Genomic DNA, 14,424 nt, shown 5'->3' on the forward strand with positions numbered 1-14,424 from the left:
GCGCTAGCCCGCCTTGAACAGGCCCTGGGGTTTCCAGAGCAGAATGATCGCCATCAGCAGATAGACCAGCACGCCCGCCGCCTCCTGCCAGAACACCTTGCCGAAGGTATCGACGAAGCCAAGCAGCAGCGCGGCCACCATCGCGCCCTTGACCGAGCCGATGCCGCCGATCACCACCACCACGAAACAGACGATCAGCACCTGGCTACCCATGCCGGGATAGACCGACGACACCGGCGCGGCGATCATGCCGGCCAGCACCGCCAGCGCGACGCCGAGCGCGAACACCAGCCGGTACAGCCGGCCGATATTGACGCCCAGCGACTGCACCATCTCGCGGTTGCTGGCGCCCGCGCGGATCGTCATGCCCAGCCGCGTGCGGCGGATCACGTAGTACATCGCCGCGGCCACCAGCAGGCACACCGCCGAGATGAACAGCCGGTAGACCGGATAGGTCATCTCGTTGCCGATCGGCAGCGCGCCGTCGAGCAGCGGGGGCACCGGCACGCCATGCACGTCGTCGCCGACCAGGATGCTGCGCATCTCCTCGAACACCAGGATCAGCCCATAGGTCATCAGCACCTGCTGCAGGTGGTCGCGTTCGTACAGATAGCTGAAGAACACCCACTCGAGCAGATAGCCGAACGCGACCGCCAGCACGATGCCCAGCGGCAGCGCGATGAACAGGCTGCCGGTCATGCTCGCCAGCGTGAAGGCCAGGTAGGCGCCCAGCATGTAGAAGCTGCCGTGGGCGAGATTGATCACGCCCATGATGCCGAAGATCAGCGTCAGGCCGCTGGCGACCAGGAACAGCAGCAGGCCGTACTGCACGCTGTTCAGGCACTGGATCAGGAAGGAGACGAGGTCCATGCGAGGCGATCGGTCGTTGACGGGGCCGCGGCCGGCGCGAGCCGGTATGCCGCGGCCGTTAAGGCATGCACGAGGCAGGCGATCGAGTGGCCGACTGGCGCGGTCAGCCTCACATTACAGGCGGCAGCCGCGCGCCGGATCGGCCAGCGCCTTCACCGCGATGCCGCTGACCTTGTTCTCGCGCCCCTCGACCTTGCGCAGATAGAAGTCCTGCACCGGGTTGTGGGCGCGCGACAGCGTGAAGGTGCCGCGCGGGCTGTCGATGCGCGCCGCGGCGATCGCCTTGTAGACGTCCGCCTTGCGGCTCATGTCGCCCTTGACCGCGCTGGCGCCGGCGGCCAGCATCTGCGCGGCGTCGTAGCCCTGCACCGCATAGACATCGGGCTGCAGCTTGTAAGCCTTCGCATAATTGAGCCGGAACTGCTTGTCGCGCGGATTCTGCAGGCCGTCGGCGTAGTGCAGCGTGGTCTCCAGGCCTTGCGCGGCGGCGCCCTGCGCCTCGAGCGTGCCGTCGGTCAGAAAGCCCGACGCATAGAGCGGAATCTTGTCCTTCAGGCCCGCCGCGGCCCAGTCCTTGACGAACTTGACCGCGCCGCCGCCGGCGAAGAAGACGAACACGGCATCGGGCTTGAGCGAGGCGATCTCGGTGATCTGCGCCTGGAATTCGACGTTCGGGAACGGCAGGCTCAGTTCCTTGACGATCTTGCCGCCCTTGGCCTCGAACGCCTCCCTTGAAGCCGCGCACCGACTGCTCGCCCGCCGCGTACTTCCACGTCAGCGTGACGACCCGCTTCATGCCGCGTTCGGCCACCACCTGCCCCATCGCATAGCCCGGCTGCCAGTTCGAGAACGAGGAGCGGAAGATATTGGGCCCGCACAGCGGACCGGTGGCCTCGTCGGCCCCGGCGTTCGGGATGATCAGCAGCGTGTTGCTTTCCTTGGCCACCTTGACGATGCCCATCTGCACGCCCGAGTGCACGGTGCCGACCACCACGTCGACCTGGTCGCGCTTGACGAGCTTGTTGGCGTTCTCGGGCGCCTTGGCCGGATCCGATTCATCGTCGACCTTGAAGTACTCGACCTCGCGCCCGCCCAGCCGGCCGCCCTGCTCCTGCACGTACATGCGGAAGCCGTTCTCGATCGCCGTGCCGAGCGCCGCGTAGGTGCCGGTGTAGGGCAGCATGAAGCCGACCTTGATCTTGCCGGCCGCGGCGGATGGCGCGGGCTGCCCCGTGGCGGCGCCCGCCAGCGTCAGCGCGGCGACGGCAACACAGGCCGGCGCCAGGCGGCGCGAGATGAAGCGATGCATGGATGTCTCCTCCTGGTGGTTCAGCGGGTCGCTCGCGCGACGGTGCGACGGCGTCCGTTCCATTGCGCCATGCCTGCCCGCCGAAACCGCGTGGTTGCTTGCGAAGTTGCATGCGGTGCGGCCTGCGGTCGGGCGTGGCATCGCGGCGGTGCGGCGGTGCGGCGGTGCGGCGCCAATTATTTTAGGTTTGAAGTTTTCGCCGTTATAAACCCCGCCATGGATGGCGTCAATGCAGTGGAACCCGGCGCCGCGGCCACAAAGGCTGGCGGGCCACCGGGGCTATTGAAGCGACCGGGCCGACCGGCTCGCGCCCGAGTGTAATGACGCGCGGGCCGCGGGGATATCGCGGCTTACCCTGTCTCATGGCGCGGATGGCGAGGGAATGGCGCCCGCCGCGTCGGTCGCGGCCGTGCGCGCCTGCTCCGCGTCGGTCGCGCCCTCGCGTGCCTGCTGCTCGCGCTGCCGCAGGCGGAAGCGCTGGATCTTGCCGGTCGCGGTCTTGGGCAGCTCGGCCACGCATTCGATCCGGCGCGGATACTTGTACGGCGCCAGGCTGCTCTTGACGAATGCCTGCAGCTCCGCCTCCATGCCGTCATGCCACGCATGGCCGGGGCGCATCACCACGTAGGCCTTGGGCTTGACCAGGCGGTCGGCGTCCTCGACGCCGATCACCGCGGCCTCCAGCACCGCGGGATGGCGCGCCAGCGCCGCCTCGACCTCGAACGGCGAGACATAGATGCCGCCGACCTTCAGCATGTCGTCGCTGCGCCCGGCATAGACGTAGTAGCCGTCCGCATCGCACAGATACTTGTCGCCGCTGCGGGTCCATTCGCCGACGAAGGTATCGCGGGTCTTGTCGCGATTGCCCCAGTACATCAGCGCGGCCGACGGCCCCTTGATGTACAGGTCGCCGATCTCGCCAGGCGCGCAGGGCTGGCCGGCGTCGTCCAGCAGTTTCAACTCGTAGCCGGGCACCGGCTTGCCGGTGGTGCCGTAGCGGACGTCGCCGGGACGATTCGACAGGAAGATGTGCAGCATCTCGGTCGAGCCGATGCCGTCGAGGATGTCGCAGCCGAAATGGGCGCGGAACCGCTCGCCGATGTCGCGCGGCAGCGCCTCGCCGGCGGAGGTGCAGACGCGCAGCGCGACCGCCTCGGGCGCCGGCAGGTCGGGGGGCGGCCAGCATGCCGGCAAACAGCGTCGGCACCCCGCAGAAGACCGTCGGGCGCTGCCCGGTCAGGCGGCGGAACACCGCCTGCGGCGTCGGCCGCTCGGCCATCAGCACCGTGGTGGCGCCGACCGACAGCGGAAAGGTCAAGGCGTTGCCAAGCCCGTAGGCGAAGAACAGCTTGGCGGCGGAGAACACCACGTCGTCCTCGCGCAGGCCCAGCACCTGGCGGGCATACAGATCGGCGGTATGGAACAGGTTGCCGTGCGTATGGACGGTGCCCTTGGGGCGACCGGTCGAGCCCGACGAATAGAGCCAGAACGCCATGTGGTCCGGCCCGGTGGCCGCGGGGTGCGCCAGCGGCGTACCGCTGCCGGCCAGGCCCGCCACAGTGGCCGCCGCGGGCGCCTCGCCTTGCGGCAGGTGTCCATCGTCGGGCAGCGGCGCCGCGACGATCCACAGCGGCTCGACCCCGGCGCGCTGCGCCGCCTCGCGCAGGGCCGGCAGCAGCGGCGCGGACACCACGGCGGCACGCGCGCCGCTGTGTTCAAGCATGTAGGCGTAATCGTCCACCGTCAGCAGCGTGTTGACCGCGACCGGCACCACGCCGGCCAGCAGGCAGCCGAGGAACGCCACGGGAAAATCGATGGTGTCGAGCGCGCACAGCAGCAGCCGCTCCTCGGGCCGCAGCCCCGCCGCCAGCAGCGCGCCCGCGAAGCCGCGGCTGCGCGCATCGAGCTCGGCGTAGGTCAGCGTCGCGGTGTCGTCGCGATAGGCCAGCTTGTCGCCCCGGCCGGCATCCAGATTGCGCGACAGCAGATCGGCGGCGGCGTTGTAGCGCGCCGGCAAAGCGGTCGGGGACGTCATGTCTCACTCCTTGGGCGGCCCGAAGGCGGCCTCTTGTCGGCCGTTGGTGCACGCCCCGGCGGCAATTTTTGCGGCGGCACCTTATCGTTGTTGATGCATTTTATTGCACATCGACTAAGATGCAAGCTCAGGAATGCACTATATGGCAGCGAAAAAGGCTTGGGGTGAACCCCGGGGCATGCCGTCCGTGTGCCCTATAATGCCGCACCCAGCGACCGTCGCTGCTTCCCTCCATCCCAACCCTTGCCCGTGATGCGCCGCGCCACCGAAGCCACTGCGCCTTTGTCCGACGCCGAGCCCCGCCAGCCCGGCGAGCGCGATCCGTATCTGACCCAGCTGGGCGAGCGCATCCGTTCGCTGCGCGCGGCCCGCGGCATGTCGCGCAAGGATCTGGCGCGCGGCGCCGGCGTCTCGGAGCGCTATCTGGCCAATCTCGAAACCGGTACCGGCAACGCCTCCGTGCTGCTGCTGCGCCAGGTGGCCGCCGCGCTGAACGTGCCGCTGCCGGTGGTGCTGGCCGAGGCCGACGGCGGCAACGGCGCCCGCGCCGCCGAGTTCGGCCAGCTTCTGCAGTGGCTGGCGCAACTGCCGCCCGCCGATCTGGCCCGCGTGCGCGAGGCCTGCCGCAATGCCCTCGCACCGTCCGCCCCCTTCGACGCCCGCCATCAGCGGATCGCACTGATCGGCCTGCGCGGCGCCGGCAAATCGACGCTGGGCCGGGCGTTGGCCGAGGCGCGCGAGCTGCCCTTCGTCGAGCTGAACGGCGCGATCGAACAGGAGGCCGGCGCCACGCTGTCGGAAATCCATTCGCTGTACGGCCAGGCCGCCTACCGGCGCTACGAACTGCGCGCGCTGGAGCGCGTGCTGCGCGAACACGATCGGCTGGTGCTGGCGACGCCGGGCAGCCTGGTGTCCGAGCCGGCCACCTTCAACCTGCTGCTGGCCAACTGCTACACGGTGTGGGTCAAGACCTCGCCCGAGGAACACATGGCGCGCGTGGTCGCCCAGGGCGACATGCGGCCGATGCAGGGCAACAGCGAGGCGATGGCCGACCTGCGCCGCATCCTGCAGGCCCGCACGCCGCTGTACGCGCGCGCCGACGCGGTGATCGACACCAGTGGCCAGAGCCTGGACGCATCGCTGCAGGCGCTGCAGACGGTGCTGCAAGACGCCGGCGCCTGAGCCGCGGCCGCCGGCCGCGGGCCGGTTTGCGCCGGCGCCGAGCTACCGGCCTCGGCGGCCGTTGCGCCGGCACCTGAGCCACGGCCCCGCGGCCGGTTCGCACTATATTTCATCGCCGTGCTGCCACTCCCCCGGGAGCCGGGTGTCCGCGCGGTTTGCTTCGCCGCGGGACGGCCCCGGAACGGCCCAGGAATGGCCTAGGAATGGCCCAGGAATGGCCCTGGAACCGCCCCGGGGAACAGCGCCGGAAAGGCGGCGGTCGAACGGGCGTACGCAAGGAATCCCCGCAAAAGTGGTTTTCCTGCTTCCCTTGCGAAACAAGTGGCCTATAATGTTTCCAAGGAAACAGGAGCATGGCGATGCAGACCAAGCAACTTCGGCAGCAGCTTCCCGCCGGGGCCCCGGATGCCGGGGCGACCCTGACTAAGGCCGTGATGCGCGCGGCCGGCTTCCTCGGTATCAGCCAGGCCGTGGTCGCCAGCGTGCTCGGCATCAGCACGGCCTCCGTTTCGCGCATGGCCTCCGGCCACTACGTGCTGGACAATCACCGCAAGGAATGGGAGTTCGGCGTGCTGTTCGTGCGCCTGTTCCGCTCCCCTCGATGCCATCCTCGGGCATGGCGACCAGGCCCGGCTATGGCTGGCCAATGACAATCTCGCGCTGGGCGGCAAGCCGCTCGAACTAATCCGTACTACCGAAGGCCTGGTTCGTGTCGTTCACTACCTGGACGCCACCCGCGGTCGCATCTGAGCGCAAGCCGTTTGCGCTCACGTTGTGGCGGGCGGTGGAAGCCCAGCATGTGGTTTCCACGATGCCGCTGGTCGACAGCCTAGAAGAACAGGCTGTGCTGGAGGCCGTACTCGATGCCGGCAAGCCGGCGGTTCCCTCCTACGCGCGCCACCTGCACTACCTGCTGTTCACGCCGTTCCGCTATCCGCCGTCGCCGTGGGGCTCGCGCTTTCGCGCGGCGCACGACCCCGGCGTGTTCTATGGCGCCGACGAGATCCGCACCGCCTGCGCGGAGCTGGGCTACTGGCGCTGGCGCTTCCTGCGCGACAGTCCCGCCCTGCCGCGCATCGATGCGCGCGCGCAGACGCTGTTCCAGGTCGGCGTGCGGACCGACGGTGTCGCGCTGGACGAGGCGCCGTTCGCGCGCGATGCCGCGCAATGGCAGGACCCGGTCCACTACGAGGGCTGCCAGGCCTTCGCCCGCGTCGCCCGCGAAGCCGGGCTCGGTCTGATTCGCTACCGCTCGGTGCGCGATCCCGGCCAGGGCCATTGCGCAGCCGTGCTGACGCCGCTGGCCTTCTCCTCGCCCGCGCCGCTGGTCACCACCACGTGGATGCTGACGGTGCGGCCCGACCGCGTGATCTGGCAACGGGACGATCTGCTGCAACGCGAGAATTTCGAGTTCGAGGCGGTGCTGTGGGAACGCCCGAACGGCAATGCGGCCCCTGCAAGCGCTTGAAATGCGGTGCGCGATACTTTCGCCCACATCTCCTGTTGCATTGCGAAAGCGCTTGCCATATAATCACTTCTTCGACGGACGCGGGGTGGAGCAGTCTGGCAGCTCGTCGGGCTCATAACCCGAAGGTCGCAGGTTCAAATCCTGCCCCCGCAACCAACCGATCGAATCCAGCAAAAAGCAGCCGCCCCAATTCACCGGGCGGCTTTTTTGTTTCTGCGCGAATTGCGCCGATCCGCGCCGCTCGTTCGAGCGCGCACAAAGGTCGCGGCCCCACGGTCGTGCCGCCCCAGGGCCGGTGATAAACTGCGCCCATTCCTCCCGGACCGAATCCATGAAATTCTGCTCGAACTGCGGCCATGCGGTCGTGCTGCGCATCCCCGATGGCGACAACCGGCCGCGCCATCTCTGCGATCAATGCGGCACCATCCATTACGTCAATCCGCGCAATGTGGTCGGCACCGTTCCGGTCTGGGAAGACAAGATCCTGCTGTGCAAGCGCGCGATCGAGCCGCGCTACGGCTTCTGGACGCTGCCGGCCGGCTTCATGGAGATCGGCGAGACCACCGCGCAGGCCGCCGCCCGGGAGACGCTGGAGGAAGCCGGCGCGCGCGTGCAGATCGGCGAGCTGTTCTCGATGCTGAACGTGCCGCACGTGCATCAGGTCCATCTGTTCTATCTGGCCAGGCTCGAAGACCTCGACATCGCGCCGGGCGAGGAAAGCCTCGAGGTCAAGCTGGTCGACGAGGCCGACGTGCCCTGGGACGAGCTGGCCTTCCCCACCGTGATCCACACGCTGCGCTGCTTCTTCGCGGACCGCGCCGCCGGCCGCATCGCGGACGGCAGCTTCCGGCTGCATACGCTCGATATCGACAAGCCGATGCGCCCGCTGGCGGCGCGCGCGACGGTGGAGCCCTGAACGCGCGGGCCGCCTTCCGAGCCGCCTACCGAGCCCGCCTCAGCGCCGCATGCAGAGCCAACATCCACGCTGCCACCGCGCCGCTCCCGTGACGATCGCGCTCCCCGCCCCGTTCAATCGCGCCTTCCACCGCGCCGTCTCCCCCGCCCTCGCCTCCTCTCGCGCATGATCGCCTGGCTCGACCCGCACGATCCGTTTCCCCCGGTCGATGCCGCGCTGGGCCCCGACTCCGAAGCCCCCGGCCTGCTGGCCGCGAGCCGCGACCTGACCCCGCAGCGCCTGCTGCTGGCCTACCGCCATGGCATCTTTCCCTGGTACGCCCAGGGCCAGCCGGTACTGTGGTGGAGCACCGATCCGCGCATGGTGCTCGCCCCCACCGCATTGCGGGTTTCGCTGAGCCTGCGCAAGACGCTCAAGCGCGTGCTGCGCGAGGACGACTGGCAGATCCGCGTGGACGACGATTTCGAAGCGGTGATGCGCGCCTGCGCCGAGACGCCGCGCGCTGGCCAGCACGGCACGTGGATCACGCCGGAGATCGTCGAGGCCTACGGCGCGCTGCATGCGCGCGGCATGGCCCATTCGGTCGAGACCTGGTATCGCGGCGAGCGCGTCGGCGGGCTGTACGGCGTCGCGCTGGGCCGCATGTTCTACGGCGAGTCGATGTTCGCGCGCCGCACCGACGCCTCGAAAATCGCGCTGGCGGCGCTGTGCGGCTTCCTCGCCGGCCACGGGGTGACGATGATAGACTGCCAGCAGGAAACCGAGCACCTCGCCTCGCTGGGCGCGCGGCCGATTCCGCGCAGCGAGTTCGTCGCGCATCTGCGCACGGCGACCGCGCAGCCGCAGATCGTGCCGTGGCGGTTCGACAAGACGGTGCTCGAATGGTGGACACGGGCGCGCGAGGCCGAGCGCTAGCGGCCCGCGCTCCGACCGCGGCAGCACCCGACGGCAGCATCCGATCATGAGCAAGCTCAAGGAATTGCCCCTTTCCGCGCTGCAGTTCTATGCAACGGCGCCCTACGCTTGCAGCTATCTCGAAGGCCGCATGGCCCGCTCGCAGGTGGCCACCCCCGCGCACCTGATCAATGCCGACGTCTATTCCCGCCTGGTGCGCGCCGGCTTCCGGCGCAGCGGCGTCTTCACCTACCGCCCCTATTGCGACGATTGCCATGCCTGCACGCCGTGCCGGCTCGCGGTCGACCAGTTCGAGCCGGACCGCAGCCAGCGCCGCGCCTGGCAGCGCCATCGCCATCTGCAGGCGCTGGTCGCGCCGCTGACCTACGTCGAGGAACACTACGCGCTGTATCTGCGCTACCAGTCGATGCGGCACGCCGGCGGCGGCATGGACCAGGACAGCCGCGACCAGTACGAGCAGTTCCTGCTGCAGAGCCGCGTCAATTCGCGGCTGGTCGAATTCCGCGATCCGCCCGACGCCGCCGAGCCCGGCAAGCTGCGCATGGTCAGCATGATCGACGTGCTCGACGACGGCCTGTCGTCGGTCTATACCTTCTACGATCCGCTGCAGCCCAAGACCAGCTACGGCACCTACAACATCCTGTGGCAGATCGAGCAGACCCGCGAGCTCGGCCTGCCGCATCTGTACCTCGGCTACTGGATCGCCAACAGCCGCAAGATGGCCTACAAGGCGCGCTTCCAGCCGCTGCAGGTGCTGGTCGGCAACCAGTGGCGGCCGTTCGAGTCCGAGGGCGCCTGAGCGCGCGGCTCAGCACGCGCATCACGCCCTCACGCTCTACCGCACGATCCACGGCCGCGCATCACCGCATCACCGCATCACCGCATCACCGCATCACCGCATCACCGCATCACCGCATCACCGCATCACCGCTTCACCGCTTCACCGCATCACCGCTTCACGGCGTCACCACGGTATCTACCCCCGCGCCGGCCTCCCCGGCGCCCCAAGCGCCGCTGCCGTTACAATATCGCCCTGACCGCGCCGCCATCCGCGCCCGCGGTGCATCGCCGGACCCGCCCCGCCGCTCTCCGCCTGGTCGCCCGTGGCCGCCCGGTCTCCGATTCCCTGCCCGATTCCCTGCCGATTTCCGCCGTGCTCAACGCGCTCTACCCCCTGTTTCGTCCCGCCCTGTTCTCGATGGACGCCGAGGACGCTCACCACCTGACCCTCGACAACCTGCGCCGCGCGCAACGCCTTGGACTGGCCGGCTGCCTCGGCAACCGCATCGAAGACGATCCGCGCACCGTGATGGGCGTGCGCTTTCCGAATCCCGTCGGACTGGCGGCGGGCCTGGACAAGGACGGCGCCTATATCGACGGCCTGGCCGCGTTCGGCTTCGGCTTTATCGAGGTCGGCACGGTGACGCCGCGCCCGCAGCCCGGCAATCCGCGCCCGCGTATGTTCCGGCTGCCGAAGGCCGACGCGCTGATCAACCGGATGGGCTTCAACAACGGCGGCGTCGACGCCTTCGTCACCAACGTCAACGCGTCGCGCTGGAAGGCCGAGGGCGGCGTGCTGGGGCTGAACATCGGCAAGAACGCCGATACGCCGATCGAGCGCGCGGTCGACGACTACCTGTATTGCCTGGAACGCGTCTATCCGCACGCGAGCTACGTCACCGTCAATATCTCGTCGCCGAACACCAAGAACCTGCGGCAGCTGCAGGGCGCCAGCGAACTCGATGGCCTGCTGTCGGCGCTGAAGACCGCGCAGCAGCGGCTGGCGGACCAGCATCGCCGCTACGTGCCGCTGGCGCTGAAGATCGCGCCGGACCTGGACGCCGACCAGATCGGCAATATCGGCGACGCGCTGGTGCGCCACCGGATCGACGGCGTGATCGCCACCAACACGACGATCTCGCGCGAGGCGGTCAAGGGCCTGCCGCATGCCGAGGAAGCCGGCGGCCTGTCGGGCCGGCCGGTGTTCGAGGCGTCGACCGCGGTGGTGCGCGCGCTGCGCGCGGTGGTCGGCGACGCGCTGCCGATCATCGGCGTCGGCGGCATCTTCGACGGCGCGCAGGCGCGCGCCAAGATCGACGCGGGCGCGCAACTGGTGCAGCTCTACACCGGGCTGATCTACCGCGGCCCGGCGCTGGTCAAGGAATGCGCGGCCGCGCTGCGTGCTTGACAGGCGCACGATACGCGCCGGATGCGGGATTGACGCCGGATTGACGCGCACTTGATAAACACGCGATGCGGGATGGATGCGGGATGGATGCGCCCTTCCCTTCATCCCGCCCCATATAGAGGAACACCGCATGGAAACGATCCGACTAGGCCAGAGCGATTTGCAGGTCTCGCGCATCTGCCTCGGCACGATGACCTTCGGCGAACAGAACACCGAGGCCGAAGGCCACCAGCAGCTGGACTATGCGCTGTCGCGCGGCATCAACTTCATCGATACCGCCGAGATGTACCCGGTCAAGCCGCGCGCCGAGACCTATGGCCGCACCGAGCAGATCGTCGGCAGCTGGCTCAGGCGCCAGCCGCGCGACCGCATCGTGCTGGCCACCAAGGTCGCCGGCCCGGCGCGCATGCCGTGGATCCGCAACGGCGGCGACCTGACGCCGCAGAGCATCCGCGCCGCGGTCGACGAATCGCTCAAGCGCCTGCAGACCGACTACATCGACCTGTACCAGATCCACTGGCCGGCCCGCAACGCGCCGATCTTCGGCCAGAAGCAGTTCGACCCGTCGCGCGAGCGCGCCTGCACCAGCATCGCCGCGCAGCTCGACGCGATGGCCCAGCTGGTGCGCGCCGGCAAGATCCGCCATGTCGGCGTGTCGAACGAAACGCCGTGGGGCATCGCCGAATTCGTCAAGCAGGCCGAGCTGCACGGGCTGCCGCGCATCGCCACCGTGCAGAACCCCTACAACCTGGTCAACCGCAGCTTCGAGCAGGGCCTGGACGAGGCCTGCTACCGCACCGGCGTCAGCCTGCTGATCTACAGCCCGCTCGCCTTCGGCCAGCTGACCGGCAAGTATCTGCGCGCGGACGCCTCCCAGCCGACCTTCGATCCGTCGGCGCCGGGCCGGCTGACGCGCTTCCCCGCGGACTGGAGCCCGCGCTATATGCGGCCGGAAACGCTGGCCGCCAGCGCCCGCTACGTCGAGCTGGCGCGCGCGCACGGCCTGTCGCCGGCCACGCTGGCGCTGGCCTGGTGCTACTCGCGCTGGTTCGCGCACAGCACCATCATCGGCGCGACCACGCTGGCGCAGCTGCAGGAGAACATCGACGCCTGGGGCGTGCAGCTGCCGGAAGAGGTGCTCGCCGGCATCGAGCGGATCCACGCCGAGATCCATAATCCGGCGCAATGACGGTGCAATGACGGCGCAATAACCACGCAATAACCGCGCAATAACGACGCAATAGCGGGGGCCATAAATCCGCAGCGAAACCCGACCTCGGTGGGGGTCCCGCACCGCGCCGCAACAGGGCACCGCGGGCCGGGGAAATGGTATCCTCGCGGGCTTGACGCCGCCCCCGTTGGCGGTGCGCGAACCACGCGCGCCAGCCGGCGATCCACTGGAACCACCGAGGCAGAGGGGCGGCCGACCCAACCGAAACCCACAACCAAATATTCGAGGGGAGATTCGACCATGACCATGCTGAAAACTTCGACCAAGACCTTGCTCGCCGGCGCCGTCGCGCTGGCCCTGCTGCACGGTGGCGCGGTGAACGCGCAGACCGTCAAGGTGCTCTCGATCGTCGATCACCCCGCGCTGGACGCGATCCGCGACGGCGTGCGCGCGGAACTGAAGTCGGCCGGCTACGACGCCGACAAGAACCTGAAGTGGGAATACCAGAGCGCGCAGGGCAACACCGGCACCGCCGCGCAGATCGCCCGCAAGTTCGTCGGCGACCAGCCGAACGCGATCGTCGCCATCGCGACGCCGGCCGCGCAGGCCGTGGTGGCCTCGACCAAGACCGTGCCGGTCGTCTACTCGGGCGTCACCGACCCGGTCGCGGCGCAACTGGTCAAGGGCTGGCAGGCCAGCGGCACCAATGTGACCGGCGTGTCCGACAAGCTGCCGCTGGACAAGCAGGTCGCGCTGATCAAGCGCGTGGTGCCCAAGGCCAAGACCGTCGGCATGGTCTACAACCCGGGCGAGGCCAACTCGGTCGTGGTGGTCAAGGAACTGAAGTCGCTGCTGGCCAAGGAAGGCCTGACGCTGAAGGAAGCCGCCGCGCCGCGTACTGTCGATATCGGTCCGGCCGCCAAGAGCCTGGTCGGCAAGGTCGACGTGATCTACACGAATACCGACAACAACGTGGTGTCGGCCTACGAGGCGCTGGTCAAGGTCGCCAACGAATCGAAGGTGCCGCTGGTCGCTGCCGATACCGACAGCGTCAAGCGCGGCGCGATCGCGGCGCTGGGCATCAACTACGGCGACCTGGGCGTGCAGACCGGCAAGATCGTCGTGCGCATCCTGAAGGGCGAGAAGCCGGGCGCGATCCCGTCCGAGACCAGCGACAAGCTGGAGCTGTTCGTCAATACGACGGCCGCCGAGAAGCAAGGCGTGACGCTGTCGCAGGACCTGATCAAGGAAGCCAAGCAGGTCATCAAGTAATGACGCAGTGACGACCCGCCGCCCGGCTGCCGGCATGCCGTGCAGCGGGCGGCGGGCCGGCGCCACGCCCTACCGGGCCGCGCGCCGACGCCGCTGGTTGCAGCCTGCGGCCCGCCCAGGCGCATGATCCGCCGGCGGCGTCCGCGCCAGTCAGCACGCCCGGCCACCGGCGGGCGCGCATACCGCAACAGGATTCACCATGTCCCTCTTCTCCCTTCTGGGCGCGCTGGAGATCGGCCTGATCTTCAGCCTGGTCGCCCTCGGGGTGCTGATCTCCTTCCGCATCCTCAATTTCCCCGATCTGACCGTCGATGGCAGCTTTCCGCTGGGCGGCGCCGTCGCGGCCACGCTGATCGCCATGGGCCAGGACCCGTTCCTGGCCACGGCGCTCGCCATCGTCGCCGGCGCGATTGCCGGGCTGATCACCGGCTGGCTCAATGTCCGGCTCAAGATCATGGATCTGCTGGCGTCGATCCTGATGATGATCGCGCTGTACTCGATCAATCTGCGCATCATGGGCCGGCCCAACGTGCCCCCTGATCACCGAGCCGACGATGTTCACGGTGCTGCAGCCGGAATGGCTGCCCGACTTCATGCTGCGCCCGCTGGTGCTGGTGGTGATCGTGATCGTCGCCAAGCTGGGCCTGGACTGGTTCTTCTCGTCGCAACTCGGGCTGGCGATGCGGGCGACCGGCGCCAATCCGCGCATGGCGCGCGCGCAGGGCATCGCCACCGGCCGCGCCACACTGGCCGGCATGGCGCTGTCGAACGCGCTGGTCGCGCTGGCCGGCGCGCTGTTCGCGCAGACCCAGGGCGGCTCGGACATCTCGATGGGCATCGGCACCATCGTGATCGGCCTGGCCGCGGTGATCATCGGCGAGACCATCCTGCCGGCCCGCCGGCTGGTGCTGACCACGCTGGCCGTGGTGCTCGGCGCGATCCTGTACCGCTTCTTCATCGCGCTGGCGCTGAACAGCGATTTCATCGGCCTGAAGGCACAGGACCTGAACCTGGTCACCGCGCTGCTGGTGACGGTCGCGCTGGTGCTGCCGGCCACGCGCAAGAAGCTGTTCGGCCGCAAGGCGAATGGAGGCTGAC

9 protein-coding genes, 1 tRNA gene and 4 pseudogenes are annotated in these 14,424 nt (G+C 68.8%); 11 read left to right on the forward strand and 3 right to left on the reverse strand.

Features of this window, described 5'->3' with window-relative positions; genetic code table 11:
- Positions 1 to 3: 3 nt before the first annotated feature.
- The 3 genes and pseudogenes from OJJOAM_RS02450 to OJJOAM_RS02460 form a co-directional block, all read right to left on the reverse strand.
- The gene (locus OJJOAM_RS02450) at positions 4 to 870 is read right to left on the reverse strand and encodes a branched-chain amino acid ABC transporter permease (RefSeq protein WP_149318893.1); all 867 of its coding nucleotides are present in this window, start codon (positions 868 to 870) and stop codon (positions 4 to 6) included.
- Positions 871 to 984: 114 nt separating this feature from the next.
- Positions 985 to 2,179 (reverse strand): annotated as a pseudogene (locus OJJOAM_RS02455) (ABC transporter substrate-binding protein).
- Between the two features lie 360 nt (positions 2,180 to 2,539).
- A pseudogene (locus OJJOAM_RS02460) lies at positions 2,540 to 4,214 on the reverse strand (benzoate-CoA ligase family protein).
- 252 nt (positions 4,215 to 4,466) lie between these two features.
- On the opposite strand from OJJOAM_RS02460, the gene OJJOAM_RS02465 reads away from it, so the two are divergent.
- The 11 genes and pseudogenes from OJJOAM_RS02465 (at position 4,467) to OJJOAM_RS02515 (ending at position 14,423) form a co-directional block, all read left to right on the forward strand.
- Positions 4,467 to 5,396: a helix-turn-helix transcriptional regulator gene (locus OJJOAM_RS02465; RefSeq protein ID WP_422648769.1), complete on the forward strand. Its 930-nt coding sequence runs from the start codon at positions 4,467 to 4,469 to the stop codon at positions 5,394 to 5,396.
- Positions 5,397 to 5,749: 353 nt separating this feature from the next.
- A pseudogene (locus OJJOAM_RS02470) lies at positions 5,750 to 6,146 on the forward strand (MbcA/ParS/Xre antitoxin family protein).
- A complete protein-coding gene (locus OJJOAM_RS02475; protein WP_150083088.1) occupies positions 6,106 to 6,864 on the forward strand; it encodes an RES family NAD+ phosphorylase in 759 nt (252 codons plus the stop codon). Before OJJOAM_RS02470 ends, OJJOAM_RS02475 begins: the two are co-directional and overlap by 41 nt.
- A gap of 79 nt (positions 6,865 to 6,943) precedes the next feature.
- Positions 6,944 to 7,020, forward strand: a tRNA-Met gene (locus tag OJJOAM_RS02480).
- A 175-nt stretch (positions 7,021 to 7,195) separates the two neighbouring features.
- On the forward strand, positions 7,196 to 7,780 hold the full coding sequence (locus OJJOAM_RS02485; RefSeq protein WP_053821981.1) for an NUDIX hydrolase: 585 nt from the start codon (positions 7,196 to 7,198) through the stop codon (positions 7,778 to 7,780).
- Between the two features lie 165 nt (positions 7,781 to 7,945).
- Positions 7,946 to 8,695 (forward strand): leucyl/phenylalanyl-tRNA--protein transferase, encoded by a 750-nt coding sequence (gene aat, locus OJJOAM_RS02490; protein ID WP_422648770.1) that lies wholly within the window; start codon positions 7,946 to 7,948, stop codon positions 8,693 to 8,695.
- Positions 8,696 to 8,741: 46 nt separating this feature from the next.
- Complete coding sequence (locus OJJOAM_RS02495) at positions 8,742 to 9,494, forward strand: arginyltransferase (protein ID WP_149318899.1); 753 nt, start codon at positions 8,742 to 8,744, stop codon at positions 9,492 to 9,494.
- Between the two features lie 354 nt (positions 9,495 to 9,848).
- Complete coding sequence (locus OJJOAM_RS02500) at positions 9,849 to 10,883, forward strand: quinone-dependent dihydroorotate dehydrogenase (RefSeq protein WP_422648771.1); 1,035 nt, start codon at positions 9,849 to 9,851, stop codon at positions 10,881 to 10,883.
- A 130-nt stretch (positions 10,884 to 11,013) separates the two neighbouring features.
- Positions 11,014 to 12,072: an aldo/keto reductase gene (locus OJJOAM_RS02505; protein WP_422648772.1), complete on the forward strand. Its 1,059-nt coding sequence runs from the start codon at positions 11,014 to 11,016 to the stop codon at positions 12,070 to 12,072.
- A 282-nt stretch (positions 12,073 to 12,354) separates the two neighbouring features.
- Complete coding sequence (locus OJJOAM_RS02510) at positions 12,355 to 13,326, forward strand: ABC transporter substrate-binding protein (protein ID WP_149318902.1); 972 nt, start codon at positions 12,355 to 12,357, stop codon at positions 13,324 to 13,326.
- A gap of 199 nt (positions 13,327 to 13,525) precedes the next feature.
- A pseudogene (locus OJJOAM_RS02515) lies at positions 13,526 to 14,423 on the forward strand (ABC transporter permease).
- Position 14,424 lies beyond the last annotated feature (1 nt).

Source organism: Cupriavidus sp. H18C1 (genome assembly GCF_049311595.1).
GTDB classification, from domain to species: domain Bacteria; phylum Pseudomonadota; class Gammaproteobacteria; order Burkholderiales; family Burkholderiaceae; genus Cupriavidus; species Cupriavidus cauae.